This is a genomic window from Proteus sp. G4415, assembly GCF_963896075.1.
Lineage (GTDB): Bacteria > Pseudomonadota > Gammaproteobacteria > Enterobacterales > Enterobacteriaceae > Proteus > Proteus mirabilis.
Genome location: NZ_CAWQOK010000008.1, coordinates 1 through 17,655 on the forward strand (window position 1 = coordinate 1; position 17,655 = coordinate 17,655).

General features: G+C 39.4%; 18 protein-coding genes and 1 riboswitch. Of the genes, 10 read left to right on the plus strand and 8 right to left on the minus strand.

Annotated features, from left to right (window positions below):
* Positions 1-114: 114 nt before the first annotated feature.
* The 4 genes from metC to sseA all read left to right on the plus strand — a co-directional run bounded on the left by metC (position 115) and on the right by sseA (position 4,022).
* A complete protein-coding gene (gene metC / locus AACU95_RS00535) occupies positions 115-1,290 on the plus strand; it encodes a cystathionine beta-lyase (RefSeq protein WP_004244491.1) in 1,176 nt (391 codons plus the stop codon).
* Positions 1,291-1,325: 35 nt separating this feature from the next.
* Complete coding sequence (dcuC, locus tag AACU95_RS00540; protein ID WP_141192262.1) at positions 1,326-2,693, plus strand: C4-dicarboxylate transporter DcuC; 1,368 nt, start codon at positions 1,326-1,328, stop codon at positions 2,691-2,693.
* 285 nt (positions 2,694-2,978) lie between these two features.
* Positions 2,979-3,164 (plus strand): hypothetical protein, encoded by a 186-nt coding sequence (locus AACU95_RS00545; RefSeq protein ID WP_012367682.1) that lies wholly within the window; start codon positions 2,979-2,981, stop codon positions 3,162-3,164.
* Between the two features lie 12 nt (positions 3,165-3,176).
* Complete coding sequence (gene sseA / locus AACU95_RS00550) at positions 3,177-4,022, plus strand: 3-mercaptopyruvate sulfurtransferase (protein WP_141192035.1); 846 nt, start codon at positions 3,177-3,179, stop codon at positions 4,020-4,022.
* Between the two features lie 83 nt (positions 4,023-4,105).
* Here sseA and AACU95_RS00555 read toward each other — a convergent pair whose 3' ends face one another.
* From AACU95_RS00555 to rhlE, 3 genes are all read right to left on the minus strand, one after another.
* The gene (locus AACU95_RS00555; protein ID WP_004244486.1) at positions 4,106-4,354 is read right to left on the minus strand and encodes a GlsB/YeaQ/YmgE family stress response membrane protein; all 249 of its coding nucleotides are present in this window, start codon (positions 4,352-4,354) and stop codon (positions 4,106-4,108) included.
* Positions 4,355-4,559: 205 nt separating this feature from the next.
* On the minus strand, positions 4,560-5,492 hold the full coding sequence (dusC, locus tag AACU95_RS00560; protein ID WP_004247575.1) for a tRNA dihydrouridine(16) synthase DusC: 933 nt from the start codon (positions 5,490-5,492) through the stop codon (positions 4,560-4,562).
* 9 nt (positions 5,493-5,501) lie between these two features.
* Positions 5,502-6,902, minus strand: coding sequence for an ATP-dependent RNA helicase RhlE (gene rhlE, locus AACU95_RS00565; protein ID WP_017827745.1), 1,401 nt, complete (start codon positions 6,900-6,902; stop codon positions 5,502-5,504).
* Positions 6,903-7,212: 310 nt separating this feature from the next.
* Here rhlE and cecR point away from each other — a divergent pair, with 310 nt between their 5' ends.
* Genes cecR through AACU95_RS00590 form a run of 5 tightly spaced genes read left to right on the plus strand, consistent with a single transcriptional unit; the run spans position 7,213 to position 12,974 of the window.
* Entirely contained in the window at positions 7,213-7,911 is a 699-nt protein-coding gene (cecR, locus tag AACU95_RS00570; protein WP_004247574.1) for a transcriptional regulator CecR, read from the plus strand.
* A gap of 17 nt (positions 7,912-7,928) precedes the next feature.
* Positions 7,929-8,915 (plus strand): secretion protein HlyD, encoded by a 987-nt coding sequence (gene hlyD / locus AACU95_RS00575; protein ID WP_036894488.1) that lies wholly within the window; start codon positions 7,929-7,931, stop codon positions 8,913-8,915.
* A 20-nt stretch (positions 8,916-8,935) separates the two neighbouring features.
* On the plus strand, positions 8,936-10,705 hold the full coding sequence (locus AACU95_RS00580; protein ID WP_017827746.1) for an ATP-binding cassette domain-containing protein: 1,770 nt from the start codon (positions 8,936-8,938) through the stop codon (positions 10,703-10,705).
* Positions 10,698-11,849, plus strand: a complete 1,152-nt coding sequence (locus AACU95_RS00585) for an ABC transporter permease (RefSeq protein WP_004244479.1) — start codon at positions 10,698-10,700, stop codon at positions 11,847-11,849. The genes AACU95_RS00580 and AACU95_RS00585 overlap by 8 nt, the downstream gene beginning before the upstream one ends.
* Before the next feature lie 15 nt (positions 11,850-11,864).
* Positions 11,865-12,974, plus strand: coding sequence for an ABC transporter permease (locus tag AACU95_RS00590; RefSeq protein WP_004244478.1), 1,110 nt, complete (start codon positions 11,865-11,867; stop codon positions 12,972-12,974).
* A 142-nt stretch (positions 12,975-13,116) separates the two neighbouring features.
* On the opposite strand, the gene AACU95_RS00595 is transcribed toward AACU95_RS00590, so the two are convergent.
* The 5 genes from AACU95_RS00595 to moaA form a co-directional block, all read right to left on the minus strand.
* A complete protein-coding gene (locus tag AACU95_RS00595; RefSeq protein WP_004244477.1) occupies positions 13,117-13,827 on the minus strand; it encodes a Bax inhibitor-1/YccA family protein in 711 nt (236 codons plus the stop codon).
* Positions 13,828-14,021: 194 nt separating this feature from the next.
* On the minus strand, positions 14,022-14,483 hold the full coding sequence (moaE, locus tag AACU95_RS00600) for a molybdopterin synthase catalytic subunit MoaE (RefSeq protein ID WP_004244476.1): 462 nt from the start codon (positions 14,481-14,483) through the stop codon (positions 14,022-14,024).
* 1 nt (position 14,484) lies between these two features.
* Complete coding sequence (gene moaD, locus AACU95_RS00605; protein WP_049201033.1) at positions 14,485-14,730, minus strand: molybdopterin synthase sulfur carrier subunit; 246 nt, start codon at positions 14,728-14,730, stop codon at positions 14,485-14,487.
* Complete coding sequence (gene moaC / locus AACU95_RS00610; protein ID WP_004247569.1) at positions 14,727-15,206, minus strand: cyclic pyranopterin monophosphate synthase MoaC; 480 nt, start codon at positions 15,204-15,206, stop codon at positions 14,727-14,729. Before moaC ends, moaD begins: the two co-directional genes overlap by 4 nt.
* Positions 15,207-15,247: 41 nt before the next feature.
* Positions 15,248-16,228 carry a GTP 3',8-cyclase MoaA gene (moaA, locus tag AACU95_RS00615; RefSeq protein WP_004244473.1) on the minus strand — a complete coding sequence of 327 codons (981 nt, stop codon included), beginning with the start codon at positions 16,226-16,228 and terminating at the stop codon, positions 15,248-15,250.
* Positions 16,218-16,367: riboswitch (molybdenum cofactor riboswitch) on the minus strand. (Overlaps the previous gene by 11 nt.)
* Positions 16,368-16,657: 290 nt before the next feature.
* Here moaA and AACU95_RS00620 point away from each other — a divergent pair.
* The gene (locus AACU95_RS00620) at positions 16,658-17,593 is read left to right on the plus strand and encodes a gluconeogenesis factor YvcK family protein (protein WP_004244471.1); all 936 of its coding nucleotides are present in this window, start codon (positions 16,658-16,660) and stop codon (positions 17,591-17,593) included.
* Positions 17,594-17,655: the final 62 nt, after the last annotated feature.

Here is a 17,655-nt window from a genome sequence, read left to right on the forward strand (position 1 = left end):
AATAAATATCTTTGTTATAAATAATAGCAACTACAAATTTCCAGCTCAAAATAGTAATTAAATTCTAAATTAATTACTGGGAGATCTTATTTTCTATATTCGGAGATATAAATAATGAAACAGAATAAACAAACAACATTGATACATAGTGGGCGTCAAGCAATTAAAACATCTGGCCCAATTAACCCTCCTGTTATGAGAGCCAGTACTATTGTTTTTGATTCAATAAAAAGTTGGCGTGAAATACGCGATCGTCGTATTACTGAACGAGTATTAAGCTATGGTGCTCGTGGTACAGAAACAGCGTTTGCACTTGAAGCATTAGTAACTGAATTAGAAGGTGGTTATCGAGCACAGCTCTTTCCTACAGGGCTAGCCGCAATTGCATTTACTATTATGGGCTACGCCCGAAGTGGTGGGCATGTTTTATTTGCTGATTCTGTCTATGAACCCGTACGTAAAATAGCCTCTGCTTTTTTAGAGCCTAATAATATCACTTATAGCTTTTTTAAAACTGACGGTTCAGATTTCGAGCAAAAAATTCAAGAAAACACTCAACTTATTTTCGTTGAATCACCGGGTTCATTACTTTATGAAATGCTGGATCTACCAGAAATTTGCCATATCGCTCATGAAAAAAATATTCCTGTTGGGGTGGATAATACTTGGGGCTCGGCATGGCTTTATAACCCTTTGGAATTAGGTGCTGATGTTTCTGTAATTGCTGCAACTAAATATTTATGCGGTCACTCAGATGTCATGATGGGCATTATGATCGCAAATGAAACCGCATGGAAACAAATTGGGGCATTACCAGAAGCTCTTGGTCAAGCAAGTAGCCCTGATGATGCCGCCTTAGTCCTGAGAGGAATGAGGACTCTTGCTCAACGTCTTACAAATCATGGTAAATCAGCACTGGCTATCGCTCAGTGGTTAGAAACACGCCCTGAAGTGGCCAAAGTTTGGTTTCCAGAGTTACCCACACATCCTCGCCATGACTTATGGAAACGTGATTGTAAAGGTAGTAATGGATTATTAACCATTGAATTTAAACAAAAATATACCATTAAACAATCTGAACAATTTATTGATGCATTAACCTTATTTGGTATTGGTGCATCTTGGGGAGGATTTGAAAGTCTTGCATTACCCGCCAATGTTATGGGTGCCAGAACAGCAACAGATTGGCGTGAAGGCCACGGTCCTTTTGTACGTTTACATATTGGTCTTGAGTCTACTGATGACTTAATTGCAGATCTCACCCAAGCATTTAGTGCATTAAATCAATAACAACAATACTGCATCACGACACTGGGGAATTAATTATGACTGGTTTAATTATTGCCGCGCTAGTTACTGCGTTGGTAGTTTATTTGCTGGCTCGAGGTTATAAACCTCAACCTGTGTTATTACTCGGAGGCATGCTGTTATTGCTCCTTACAGCTTCTCTCGATCTCAACCCTTTATTACCGGAAAATAAATCTACACAATTTAAGTATTTTGATATTTTCCAAATTTTTACCGATATTATGAGCTCGCGTTTAGCGGGTTTAGGTTTAACCTTAATGGCAATTGCTGGTTTCTCACGTTATATGGAACACGTGGGCGCCAGCCGAGCTTTATTTGCTATTTTTGAAAAACCATTAAAAACGATTAAATCCCCCTACTTATTACTAGTTATTTCATTTTTAGTCACACAAATTTTAGTTATTTTTATTCCTAGCCATGCAGGTTTAGGAATGTTACTCATGGTAACGATGTACCCTATTTTAATTCGCTCAGCTATTAGTCCTCTATCTGCTTTAGCTGTTATCGGTTGTTGTCAATTTATTGATCATGGACCCGGCTCTGGAAATGTTATTATGGCGGCTAAAACAGCGGATATTGAACCTGCAGTCTATTTTGTTCAACACCAACTGCCTATCACTATTCCTATTATCATTGCGGTTGCTATTACCCATTTCTTTATTCAACGTTGGTGGGATAAACGTGAGGGTTTTGTTTTCGACCCAACAGCCATTGATAATGTAAAAGAAGAAGGAAGTCAGGTGCCATTATCATATGCCTTATTACCCGTGATCCCTTTAATTCTCATTATTGGTTTTAGTCCGTTATTTCATAATTACATTAAATTAGAAGTGACTACCGCAATGATTATTAGTACGGTTATTGCACTAGTCTTTGAATATGTGCGATTGCGCGATGCTAAAGCGGTAATGAACAGTTTTATGTTGTTCTTTGAAGGCATGGGAAAACAGTTTGTTTTAGTTGTATCGTTGATTGTATCTGGGGAATTTTTTGCTAATGGATTACTAAAAAGTGGCGCGGTAGATACCTTAATTAGTTCTGCTCAAGATGCTGGCTTTGGTATTGCTGCGATGATTATTGTGATGAGTGCCATCTTAGCATTAGCAGCCTTTTTAATGGGATCGGGTAATGCTGCATTCTTTTCATTTGCCGCATTAACACCCAAAATTGCTGCATTCTTAAAAGTCGATGTCATCACTTTAATTTTACCTATGCAAATTATGACCAGCTTTGGTCGCACAGTTTCACCTATTACGGCAGCTATTGTTGCTATTGCAGGAATTGCCAATGTCTCACCTTTCCAAATAGTGAAAAGAACCGCAATTCCAATGGCTGTCGCCGCTACCGTTAACTTAGCGATGACATTCTGGTTTTTATACACATAATTTACAGCACCGATTGTGTATCAAATAAAATAATAAGTTGTATTCCCTTCCCCTTAAACTCGGTGACTCCTGAGTTTAAGGGCTTTTTGTTATTATCCATCACCCTAAACAATAACTATCACCATAATTAAAGCTAGGTATTATTATATTCCAAATTTGTTTGTTTTTTGAACAGCGATATCCTATTTTAATACTAACCAATTTACTGCTTTATGTGGTACAGCACTTGTTTCAATGGCATATCTAGATATACTTTTTAGTAACATTCATCTGCACATAAATCTTATGAAAAAATTACTTCTTGTTGTTATCGCACTACTGGCTTTTGGCTCCCTTGGGGGCGTTTTTCTTGCCGGACTAAATATTTATACGCGCTCAACCACACCGGTAGACACAGAGCAAACTCAACCTAATCGCTCACCAGCACAGCAATTTCCAGCTCTACCAGATAGCTCACCATCGACGAAATAAAGAGGTTGCACCATGGAATTTGATTATTTTGTTACTCCACAATGGCTTTTTGAACATCACGACGCTCAAGATCTCGTGATAGTTGATGTCAGTGCGCCCATGCCTACGCAAGATATTGACTATCATCAACGCTATCTTGAACGTCATATCCCTGGTGCCCATTTTTTTGATCTGGATGAAATCGCCGATAAAACAACATCATTACCACATATGTTGCCATCTGACACACTGTTTTCTGAAACCTTAACTCAGTTAGGTATTTCAAATAATACAACAGTGATCCTCTATGATATCGGCAATCTCTTTTCAGCACCTCGTGGCTGGTGGACTTTTACTACCTTAGGTTGTCACAAGGTGCGTATTCTGGCCGGTGGTTTACAAGCTTGGCAAGAAGCGGGGTTCCCCCTTGAGCAAGGAAAAACGCCCAACGTCCCAGCCACTCACCCTTTTATCGTTACACGCCACACTCAACGCCGTGTCGATAAACAACAAATACTGGATAATCTGACTACGCAACAAAATCAAATCATTGATGCTCGTTCGGCGGATAGATTTTATGGTAGAGCACCAGAGCCTCGTCCCGGTTTACGTAGGGGCCATATTCCCAATAGTAAAAATGTTCCTTGGGATAACTTAGTTATTAATGGACAATTAAAAGATAAAGCGCAATTACAGCACATTTTTGAACAAGCAGGTGTCGATTTATCTCAACCAATTATTGTCAGTTGTGGCTCAGGTATGACAGCAGCTATTCTATTTTTGGCTTTAACTCTATTGGGCTGCCAGAATATCGCACTGTATGATGGCTCTTGGGCGCAGTGGGGAGCAGAAAACGCATTACCTTGTGAATGCGAATAAAATAAAAGCGATAGTGAAGTTAACGCAAAAAAGTAAACCCGCAGATGCGGGTTTAATAGTATTAATAGACTCTTTATTTCCAATTAACTGGCAAATATTTTTGCTAAATAAAGCACAACGATTGCCCCTATTACGGCAACGACAAAACTACCAAAATTGAAACCATCTACTTTGCCTTTACCAAAGAAATTACTAATTACACCACCAACTACAGCACCCACAATACCTAGAATACAGGTCCAGATAAGGCCGATATCATACGAGCCAGGCATTAAGAATTTGGCTAAGATACCCGCAATAAGACCGAACACAATCCAAGAAAGAAATCCCATAGTTCCCCCTAAATGTAGTGATAATATAGATAGTATATTAAAAATGGTCACTTTAAGAGTGTAAGACGAAATAGTGATTTTTTCCAATAATTGTATTTAAACAGCAATTATTTTTTTCATATTCAGATATTTTTACCTTTTTATAGAAAAAACCAGCACCTTATTATTAATGCTGGTTTTGGCTATTAATAACCTATTGTGGTTATTATAACGCTTCTATTATTTTGGCTATTTCAGGTGAGGTTTTTAGCGTTCTAATTTGGCTAAAAAGTGCATCAGCATCTTGATACTCTTTTCTTAAATATCCCAACCACTGTTTTATACGGGAAGCATGGTAATAAGTGGTATCCCCTTGCTTTTCTAGACGAATATAGCGTTTAAGTAATTGGATCACTTGTGACCAAGGCATTTTTTCTTCAATACCTTTTATCACATTACTTAAATTGGGCGTATGCATCGCCCCGCGACCTATCATAATCGCATCACAGCCGGTTATCTTTAAACAAGAGATAGCATCTTCTCGACACCAAATCTCACCGTTAGCGATAACGGGAATAGTCAATTTTTGGCGAATTTCACCAATCGCTTGCCAGTTTATCTTATCAGCACGATAACCATCTTCTTTTGTTCTACCGTGGATAGTAATTTCTGTCGCGCCACCTTGTTCTACAGCATCGGCAATTTCATGGCAATAAGATGAACAATCCCACCCTAATCGTACCTTTACAGAAACAGGTAAATCCGCAGGTACAGCACCACGCATCGCTTTAGTTGCTTGATAAATCGTTTCTGGTTGTTTTAATAACGAGGCACCACCACCATTACCATTGACGGTTTTAGAAGGACAACCACAATTAAGATCAACCCCCCATGAACCTAAAGAGACGGCTCGAAAAGCGTTTTCTGCCAACCATTGTGGATTTTGCCCTAATAATTGTACCCGCACCAAGGTGCCACTTTGCGTGCGGCTTTGGGTGTGTAATTCAGGGCATAAACGATAAAATGCTTTTGGCGGTAATAATGAATCAACAACGCGAATAAATTCCGTGATACAGAGATCGTAATGATTAATCGCCGTCAGTAGATCTCTCACAAGGGGGTCTAACACCCCCTCCATTGGCGCTAATAGGACTCGCACAGTTTAGCCTCAAAATTCTTTTCTAGCTTTTGACCAAGGATTTTGATTATCACGATCATCATCGTGTTTGCGTGAACGTCTAGCTGGTTTAGATTTATTCTGTTTTATCTCACCCGTTTCACTCTCTTTTTGATTACGACTATTTTTATTACGTGGTGTATGGCGATTATCTTTACCACGCATATCAGCACGACCATGTCCGCCTTCTTTATTATTATTACGTGCTTTATTCTTTGGCTTTTTATGCAAAGGCGCCGCTTTTATTGAGGGATCAGGATCGTAACCTTCTAATGCTAAACGAGGGATTTCACGTTTTAATAAGCGTTCAATATCGGCTAATAAGCCATGTTCATCAACACAAACTAAAGATATCGCTTTACCTGTTGCCGCCGCACGCCCTGTTCGACCAATACGATGAACGTAATCTTCTGCTACCTGCGGTAATTCAAAGTTGACCACATAAGGAAGTTGGTCAATATCAAGTCCCCGCGCTGCAATATCAGTGGCAACTAACGCTTTTAATTTACCGTCTTTAAAATCAGCTAGAGCACGTGTTCTAGCTCCTTGGCTTTTATTACCGTGGATCGCCGCTGATTTGATGCCATCTAAATTAAGATGTTCAGCTAATTTATTCGCACCATGTTTAGTTCGAGTAAAAATAAGAACTTGAGGCCAATTTTCTAGGCCAATTAAGTGTGATAACAGCTCTGTCTTACGCTTTTTATCCACTAAATGGACATATTGATCAACAGATTCAGCCGCTGAGTTTTTGGGGGCAACAGCAATACTTATAGGATTGTTGAGTAGTGAGTTAGCAAGCCCTGTTATCTCTTTTGAAAAAGTCGCTGAAAAGAGTAAATTTTGTCGTTTTTTCGGTAACTTATTGATGACTCGACGAATATCATGAATAAATCCCATATCTAACATACGATCAGCTTCATCTAACACCAATACTTCAACGCGAGATAAGTCGACAGCATTTTGATGTTCAAGATCAAGTAAGCGGCCCGGTGTTGCAATCAAAACATCGACGCCACCTCGTAGTTTCATCATTTGAGGATTGATACTAACGCCACCAAAAACCACCAATGAACGAATAGGTAAATAACGACTATAAGCTTTTACGTTATCGGCAATTTGTGCAGCTAATTCACGTGTAGGGGTTAAAATAAGCGCTTTAACTGGCTTACGCCCTTTCGTTTTCTCTGCTGATGTAGCGAGTTTTTCCAGTATCGGTAATGTAAATGCGGCCGTTTTTCCCGTACCCGTTTGTGCACTTGCTAATACGTCCTTACCCGCCAAAATCGGCTCAATCGCCTGTTGTTGAATAGGGGTTGGGGTTTTATACCCTTGTTCATCAATAGCGCGGAGAAGCGCCTCACTTAAACCAAGCGATGTAAAATCGGTCAAAACAGAAATCTCCTACAACCAGAACGTATAACACGGTGATTGAAATTAAAAATGACGGGCTTTCACCTCAAGGTGAAAGAGAATGAACCTTATCAGGTTAACCTAATAGCGGTCATTTTAACAGTTTTGCTATCTTGCGAATATAAAAATAATTTTTAAATAAATCATGTTTTTTTTATTACATGTCATCTTTATTTCATTATTTACTACAAATTTATCCTGTTACTCAATATCATCGAATATACTACTTTCAATAACGACTATTTTAATGTTATTTCTTTGTTACATTTTACTTAAGTAAGGTATCCTTATGCCAGACACACACCAAAAGAAAACTCGAGGGGAACTTGCAAAACGACAGTTATTAGAAGCTGCCTGTGAAATCTTTGGTAAAAATGGGCCTGATGGCGCCACAACTCGCCAGATTGCGCAAGCTGCGAAGCAAAATATCGCGGCTATTGCTTACTATTTTGGCTCTAAAGAAGGGTTATATCTCGCTGTTGCACAGTATATTGCCGATTTAATTCGAATTGATTTTGAACCCACTGTTGCACAACTTGATGATTTTCTTGAAAAACCTAATCCAACAGAGCACTTACCCCTATTACAAAAACTGATCATTGACAGTTTTTTGCAATATGCCCGACTCGTACTTGATAAAAGCAATGTACATATCAGTCGTATTATGGCAAGAGAACAACTTGTTCCCACAGAAGCCTATTCCCTTATCCACCAGCAAGCGTTATCTCCGCTATTAACTCGTGTAAATCGTTTATTAGCACTTTATATTGGCTTAGATCCAACTTTACCAAAAACCATGCTACATACTCACGCTATTTTGGGAGAGGTGCTATCATTTCGATTAGTACGAGAAACCATTTTACGCCAAACTGGATGGGATAGAATTGGTAAACAGGAATATGAAATTATTTCTAATACCTTAAAAGTACATATTACTTTACTACTTGATGGACTAAGAGAGATCTATACTCATAACAACCATGCATAAATATAAATAGAGTTATTATGAAAACGAAAAAAATCAGTGTCTTTATTATCTTAATGATTATTATCGGTATTATCGCAGGTATCTATTATTATGAAGAGAACAAAGATCCTGAGTTAGTACTCTATGGAAATGTTGATATTCGGACGGTTAACTTAAGTTTTCGTGTTGCAGGCAAGTTAGCGGAACTACAAGTTGATGAAGGTGTGCCAGTCACCAAAGGTCAATTATTAGGCCAACTCGATGATGCACCTTACATTAATGCATTAAATAAAGCTTATGGTGAACGTGATAGTGCCATCGCTTCATTAGCCTTAATGGAGGCTGGTTACCGCAGTGAAGAAATTGCACAAGCCCAGTCAGATGTGTCATTAAAACGTGCCGCATGGCAATATGCTGAAAACTTTTATAAGCGACAACAAGATCTTGCTAATCGCAAAGTCATTTCAGCCAATGACTTAGACAGTGCCCGCAATAATCGTAACCAAGCGGCTGCGGCATTAAAAGCAGCACAAGACAAACTCAATCAATATCAAAATGGTTATCGCCAAGAAGATATTGATATGGCAAGAGGTCAAGTACTTCAAGCCAAAGCGGCAGTTGCCCAAGCAGAGCTTAATCTTCAAGACACCAAATTAACCTCACCTGCAGAAGGAACTATACTGACTCGTGCTGTGGAGCCTGGCACTATTTTATCAGCAGGAAGCCCTGTTTTTACTGTTTCTTTAACTAACCCTGTGTGGGTTAGAGCTTATATTAGTGAAAATCATTTAGGTGAAGCGATACCTAATCGCGAAGTGTATCTTTATACCGACAGTCGCAAAGATAAGCCTTATCACGGCACTATAGGTTTTGTTTCGCCAACCGCTGAATTTACCCCTAAAAGCGTTGAAACACCGGAACTACGCACTGATCTAGTTTATCGTATAAGAGTGGTTGTCACCGATGCTGATGATGCATTACGCCAAGGAATGCCAGTGACCTTGAAATTTGCACCGACTCATTAAGTTGAGGAGAGGCAATCAATATGGATAACACAAATTACACCATCAATTTAAGCGGTGTTGAAAAACGCTTTATTGGGCTTGAAAAACCGGCGGTTGCTTCACTCACCGCCACCATTACCGGTGGTTCAGTCACAGGTCTTGTCGGCCCTGATGGTGCGGGAAAAACAACCCTAATCCGCATGCTAGCAGGATTACTAAAACCTGATGCTGGTGAGATCAAAATTTTAGGAATGGATCCGCAAAAACAGAGTGTTGATGTTAGGGCTATCCTCGGTTATATGCCACAAAAATTTGGCTTATATGAAGATCTCACTGTGCTAGAGAATCTCAACCTTTATGCAGATTTAAAAAATGTTATCGGTGAAGAGAGAAAAAGAGTTTATCAACAGCTACTCTCTTTTACTGACTTAACACGTTTTACCTCTCGTCTAGCGGGTAATCTTTCTGGTGGGATGAAACAAAAATTAGGGTTAGCTTGTACTCTATTAGGTAGTCCCAAAGTACTGTTATTAGATGAGCCGGGGGTTGGTGTTGATCCCATTGCCCGTCGAGAGCTTTGGCAAATGGTTCATACCTTAGCCGGTGATGGCATGCTTATCTTATGGAGTACCTCTTATCTTGATGAAGCAGAACAATGTAAAAACATTCTGCTACTGAATAAAGGTGAATTACTTTATAGCGGTGTACCTCAGACCTTAACGGCTAAAATGGCGGGACGCTCTTTTTTACTCAATGTTGAAGGTCATCAGCGTCGAAAAGTATTGCAACAAGCCATTATACAACCTCAAGTGACCGATGGCGTGATCCAAGGGCAATCTGTACGATTGATCTTAAAAAAACACAGTGACCAAACGGCATTGTTAAACTCATTAGGAAAACCAGATGCAAAACTTATTCCGGCGACACCGCGCTTTGAAGATGCCTTTATTGATTTATTAGGTGGTGGCCCTTCTCATAAATCTGAACTGGCGGAGATCATGCCACAAATCCCCCCAGCACCCGATGAAACCGTTATTGAAGCTCAACAATTAACGAAAATGTTCGGTCAATTTGCCGCCACTGATCATGTTGATTTCCAAGTTAAACGTGGGGAGATTTTCGGGTTATTAGGCCCTAACGGTGCGGGAAAATCGACAACCTTTAAGATGATGTGCGGGCTATTAGTACCAACGAGTGGTAAAGCATTAGTGTTAGGTATGGATCTGAAAGTCAGCTCAGGTAAAGCTCGCCAACATTTAGGTTATATGGCACAAAAATTCTCGCTATATAGCAACTTAAAAGTGGGGCAAAACCTGAAATTTTTTTCTGGGGTTTATGGATTATATGGTAAGCAACAGCGCAATAAAATCAATGATATGATAACCGCATTTGGCTTACAGCCAATGATTAACCAAATCACCGATACCTTACCTCTTGGCTATAAACAGCGTCTTGCTCTTGCATGCTCTTTGATGCATGAGCCAGATATTCTTTTTCTTGATGAACCTACCTCAGGGGTTGACCCTTTAACACGCCGTGAATTCTGGCTTCATATCAATGGAATGGTGGATAAAGGTGTAACAGTGATGGTAACGACTCACTTTATGGATGAAGCTGAATATTGTGATCGTATCGGTTTGGTTTATCGCGGAAAAATTATTGCAGCAGGCGAGCCGGATTCATTAAAACAGATGGTAGCAACAGAAGAAAATCCGACCCCCTCTATGGAAGATGCTTTTATTGGCTTAGTTCTGGATTACGATAAAAAACTTGAACAAGAAAATCACCAAGGGAGCGAAAAACATGAGTAATTCGTCTCAATCATCACCTGCACACTTTTCTTGGCGACGTTTATATGCTCTTTGTTTAAAAGAGACTAAACAAATCACCCGTGATCCCAGTAGCGCGCTTATTGCTATTGTTATCCCCCTCACCTTACTGTTTATTTTTGGTTACGGTATCAACTTAGATTCAAGCAAATTAAATATTGGTATACTAACTAACCAACAAAGCCAACCGGCACAAGAGTTAGTGTATACTTTTACCAACTCTCCCTATATTAACGCCACCATCAGCGATAATCGCCAATTGCTTATCGATAAAATGCAAGCCGGAGAAATTCGTGGCATTGTGGTTATTCCTGTCGACTTTGCGCAATTATTAGCCCGACAAGATAGCAAAGCTCCCATTCAAGTGATCACCGATGGTAGTGAGCCAAATACCGCAAACTTTGTACAAGCCTATACCAAAGGGGTTTGGCAAATCTGGTTACAGCAACAAGCTTTAAGTCAAGGCATTCAACAGCAACCATTAATTGAAATTGAGCCAAGGTATTGGTTTAACCCTGCAGCCATCAGCCAACACTATATTATTCCCGGTGCCGTCACTATTATCATCACCGTGGTTGGGGCTATTCTAACCTCTTTGGTTATTGCTCGAGAATGGGAGCGTGGCACAATGGAAGCCTTACTCTCAACCCAAATTACACGCACAGAATTACTGCTTTCCAAGCTTATTCCTTATCAAGTATTAGGCAGTTTTGTTATGGTGCTATGTATGTTGGTCACTGTCTATATATTAGGCGTGCCTTACCGTGGTTCATTATGGATTTTAGCGGGTATTACTTCACTATTTTTAGCCACTGCACTAGGTATGGGGCTATTGATCTCCACCCTAACTCGCAATCAATTTAACGCGGCAATGATCTCACTTAATGCGGCTTTTTTACCTGCGGTGATGTTATCAGGCTTTGTGTTTGAAATTGATAGCATGCCATTTTTTATTCAAGTAGTGACCTATTTTATTCCCGCACGTTATTTTGTTAGTAGCTTACAGACACTCTTCTTAGCGGGAGATATTCCGATGATCTTAATGCTAGATATGTGGCTATTAATTGTTTCAGCCATCTTTTTTATTGGCTTAACGGCGTTAGCAACACGTCGTCGCTTAGATTAATAAGGGAGAGTTTTTATGTTTCATCGTCTTCTCACCCTGATAATGAAAGAGCTACAGTCATTATTACAAGAGCCGCAAACACGGATTATCTTAATATTACCGGTTATCTTTCAGATGATCTTATTCCCTTTTGCTGCCACCCTTGATGTTACCAATGCCTCTGTTGCTATTTTTGATGAAGACAATGGTAAACAATCTATTGAATTAACCCAACGCATAGCCAAAGCCAGTGCTTTTTCTGAAACCCTATTATTAAAAAGTGAACATGAAATTAAAGAGACGATTAATAATCGTAAAGCCTTGCTATTGGTGCGTTTTCCACAAAATTTTAGTGCTAATTTAGCCAGTCATACTCCGGTAAAATTACAATTAATTCTTGATGGGCGTAATTCTAATAGTGCACAAATTGCGGCAAATTATGTACAACAAATTGTGCAAAATTATCAAACAGAATTAGCCGGCGATACCCCATCTTTACTGAATAAAAGCGAATTAGTAGTACGTAATTGGTATAACCCCAATTTAAACTATAAATGGTTTATTGTGCCTTCTTTAGTGGCCTTAATTATCACCATCGGAGTAATGATAGTAACATCACTGTCTGTTGCTAGAGAGCGAGAGCAAGGGACATTAGATCAGCTATTAGTTTCACCGTTATCAACTTGGCAAATCTTTGTAGGAAAAGCGGTTCCTGCGATGGTTGTTGCGGCAGTACAGGGAACCATTGTATTAATTATCGGTATTTTCGGCTATCAAATACCTTTTTCAGGCTCACTGCTATTATTTTACTTTACCATGCTTATTTACGGTTTATCGCTGGTAGGTTTTGGGCTTTTGATTTCCGCGTTAAGTTCAACACAACAACAAGCATTTATTGGTGTGTTCGTATTTATGATGCCCGCAGTATTATTATCAGGCTATATTTCTCCAGTGGAAAATATGCCAGTTTGGTTACAGCAAGCCACATGGATAAACCCAATCCGTCATTTCACCGATATTACCAAACAAATCTACCTCAAAAATGCCGATATTACCGTAATATGGCATAGTTTATGGGCACTGATTGTTATTGCTATTGGGACAGGATCTATTGCCTATTATCTTTTCCGCAGGAAGATAGTATAAAATCTGTACCTTGATAGATAAGAATAAACATCTCACGCTATAAATAACGACTTGCTGCCCGTATTTTATAAATACAAAAAATCCCATAACTGAAGAGGTTATGGGATTTAACTATGCGGTTATTAAACGACGCAGTTTATGATTAACGACGATCGCCTAAAATACGCAGTAACATTAAGAACAGGTTGATAAAATCTAAATAAAGCGTTAATGCACCCATAATTGAGTAACGGCGCATATTTTCTTTATCTTCTTGATTAATTTCGCTACCCATATCCTTTAATTTTTGTGTGTCATATGCGGTTAAACCAGCGAAAATCAGTACACCTGCGTAAGAGATAACCATGCTCATCATGCTGCTTTGCATAAAGATATTAACAATAGAAGCAATGATAATACCGATAAGCCCCATAAACAGGAAGCTACCCATCCCAGTTAAACTACGTTTAGTGGTGTAGCCATAAACACTTAATGCACCAAACATTGCCGCACAGATAAAGAAAGTGCTAGCAACAGAGGAGTAAGTATAAACAATTAACACACTCGAAATAGTGACACCTGTTAATGCGGAATAGAGCATAAAGAGGGTTGTAGCAAGCGCACCACTCATTTTATGTACCATACCGGATAATATAAAAACTAATGCTAATTGAGCGATAATCAAACCGAAGAAAAAGATCTTATTAGTGAAGATCATCTCAATTAAAGTCGCGCTGGATGCAACATACAGAGCAACAAATGCAGTAAGTAACAGACCTACTGTCATCCAGCCATACACTTGCGCCATAAAGGTTTGTAGACCTGTACCAGTGCGCTGTACGATTGAATCATTTGAACGTGAAAATCGATCCATGATGATTACCCTTTAATCATAGTGATAACGTTGAATTTAACGATAACGTTTATTTCAGTAAAGAGCCCATTATGGACTCATTAGTGATTAATTTTATCACACTAATGTTACATTTCCACGAAATAAACTGTATAGAATGTCACCGTAAAATAAATTTAAGTAAAGTGATGTTGTCTTTGATTTCACTTGATGAATTATTCCCAACGCTTAGCTGAATCATAGTCACTTTGGCGAGCATCAACCCATCTATCTTGGTTAGCTGATAGTCCCTCTTTTTTCCAAAAAGGTGCGCGCGTTTTTAAAAAATCCATAATAAATTCTGCGGATTCAAAAGCACTATGGCGATGTGCGCTGGTCACACCAACAAACACGATCTCTTCACCAATATTTAATTGGCCAACACGGTGGATAACGCTGACTCTTTGTAAAGGCCAACGCGCGCGTGCTTGCTCAACAATGTCATTTAACGCCTTTTCTGTCATACCAGGATAATGCTCTAGAGTTAGCGTATTAACTTCATCACCTAAATTATGATTACGCACTTTTCCTGTAAAAGTGACGACCGCACCATCACTTTCACACTCTGACAACCATTGATATTCATCACCAACATTAAAATGTTCGTTTTGGACTGATATACGGGTCAATGTACTCATCTTAGCCCCCTGTTACAGGTGGGAAAAAAGCCACTTCATCACCGTCTTTAATGGCATAAGTGCCTTGAACAAAGGATTGATTTACCGCGGATAACAATTTGCCATCTTCAAGCGCTAATGCCCAACGATCGCCTTTGTTAATTAAAGCACGGCGTAAATCATCCACTGTTGGATAATCACTGTTTAATTCCAGTGAATCAACACCCACTAATTCACGCACTTGGGCGAAAAAAAGAACCTTAATCATGCATCCACCTTAAAGTGTCCCGATTTACCACCGGTTTTTTCTAATAAACGCACAGATCCTATGACCATATCTTTTTGTACTGCTTTGCACATATCATAGATAGTCAATGCGGCCACTGATGCGGCAGTGAGAGCTTCCATTTCAACCCCCGTTTTACCTGTTAAGCGACACACTGATTCAATACGCACACGATTTGAGTCTGTAAGGGCTTCTAAATGGACTTCAACTTTGGTTAACAGCAATGGGTGACATAAAGGAATTAATTCCCATGTTCTTTTGGCTGCTTGAATACCCGCAATACGTGCGGTAGCAAAGACATCTCCCTTATGGTGTCGACCTTCGGTTATCATTGCTAAGGTTTCTGCTGACATTTCAACAAAGGCTTCTGCTCGTGCTTCACGTACGGTTTCAGCTTTGGCGCTAACATCCACCATATGCGCTTCACCGGCAGCATTAATATGAGTTAGTTGAGACATGCACAACTCCTGAAATTAACTAAATAACAGAGCGAAAAAACTTATCCACCAATCACAGAAAGATTAGGGGTAATACCACTATCGCCCTGATGAAGAAAATGTGTTTCTCTTTTATGAAGAAGTCCACCCTGAATACGCTGTTGTAGAGCTTGTTGTTGTGCATCATCAGCCAATAAATCGCGTAAAGGAATACCATTTTCGCCAAATAAGCAAAGATGAAGATTACCAATCGCAGAAACACGTAAACGGTTACAGGTGACACAAAAGTCTTTTTCATAAGGCATGATAAGACCAATTTCACCTTGATAATCAGGATGAGTAAAGACTTGAGCTGGCCCATCACTACGGGCGCGAGGAATTTGTAGCCAACCTTCGTTAAGTAAACGTTGGCGGATCACTTCACCAGATAAATGAAAGCGATTAAAAACATCACTACCATCACCAGTTTCCATTAGTTCAATAAAGCGTAGTTGTATCGGTCTGTCTTTGATCCAATGGAGAAAATCAGGCAAGTTTTTATCATTTACGTTGCGCATTAGCACAACATTGACTTTCACTTTGTCATAACCTGCCGTAAAAGCAGCGTCTATTCCTTCCATCACTTGATGGAATTTATCTTGCCCGGTAATGGCATGAAATTGGCGGGGATCTAAGCTATCAACACTGACATTTATCGCACTTAGCCCCGCATCACGCCATTGTGCAACATCACGGGCTAAACGATAGCCGTTCGTTGTCACGGCAATCTTTTTAATGGCTGGGTTTTCATTAATGGTCGCGATAATATCAGTAAAATCTCGACGCATCGTAGGCTCACCACCCGTTAAACGGATTTTTTCTGTGCCTAATTCAGCAAAAGAGTGAGTCAGTCGGCGGATTTCATCCAGTGATAGAAAGGACTTATGACCATTTGGCTTGTAGCCATTAGGTAAGCAGTAAGTGCAACGGAAATTACACACGTCTGTGATTGATAGACGTAAATAGAAAAATTTGCGGGAAAACGCATCAACAAGTTGTTGCATAATAACACCTTTCCAAATTCGGGAGATGCGGGCATTTCTACCGTGCACCCTGGTGACTTAGTTAGTCACGGCCAGAACATCATATCCTTTGGATAAAGCTTGTTGACTTAGATGTTAAGGCTAGGAGTTAATCTTTACCTGTTTTTAACAGGTTCTTATACCAATATTTTATGTGTGGATTTTACCTGTTTATTTAATAAAAAGCGAATATTGTTTTCGTTATATAATTTATAATACAACGACTTACAACACTTTTTTTATTTTTATTCTATTTACACTCCCCCTTACTCTTCCCTTTTATTTGTCTAAATAACCAGCAATCGATACTCATTCAAGATTAAGAATGTGATGAAATCACGCCGTGATCATAGGCTTAAATTATAATTGTGATAAATTAGCGGCAAATTTTTAAAAGTGAGTAAGACAATTATGCGAAATCGCACGCTAAGTGATTTAGATCGTGTTGTAGCCCTTGGTGGAGGTCATGGCCTTGGACGTGTGCTTTCAGCACTCTCCTATTTAGGAACTCGCCTTACGGGGATTGTCACGACAACAGATAATGGTGGCTCCACGGGACGTATTCGTAAAGACGAAGGCGGTATCGCGTGGGGAGATATGCGCAATTGTATTAATCAATTAATCACAGAGCCTTCCGTTGCTTCTGCGATGTTTGAATACCGTTTCTCAGGTACGGGAGAGCTTGCTGGACACAACTTAGGTAATCTTATGCTAAAGGCCTTAGATAACTTAAGCGTTCGTCCATTAGAAGCAATTAATCTTATCCGCGGTCTACTTAGAGTCAATGCTCATCTTATTCCTATGTCAGAACAAGCGGTTGATTTAATGGCCATTGATGATGAAGGAAATGAAATCTATGGTGAGGTCAATGTAGATAATTTACCGAGGATGCCTCGTCAATTAAAACTCTATCCAGACGTCACCACCACACGAGAAGCCATTGAAGCCATTGAGCAAGCTGATTTAATTTTAATTGGCCCGGGCAGTTTTTTTACCAGTTTAATGCCTTTATTGTTGCTACCTGATTTAGCTAAAGCATTACGTCGTAGCAGTGCCACTACTATTTATATTGGTAATTTAGGTAAAGAGCTTAGCCCTGCGGCTGCAAGTATGACGATGTCAGATAAAATCGCCATGATGGAAACCTATATTGGCTTACAAACTATTGATGCCGTGATTATTAGTCCAGAAACACAATATGAATCAATGAAAGGACGATTAATTGTTCAAGCGCAATTAGAGGCGAAAGATATTCCTTACCGTCATGATAGGCACCTATTAAGTAAAGCTATTGAATTAACACTTCAGCAATTAGGTCAACGTAATACCGCTTGTACAGCGAGTTAATCGTTATACTAATCAAAAAACCGCACTAAAATCATTATCTATCTCAGTGCGGTTAATTAGTC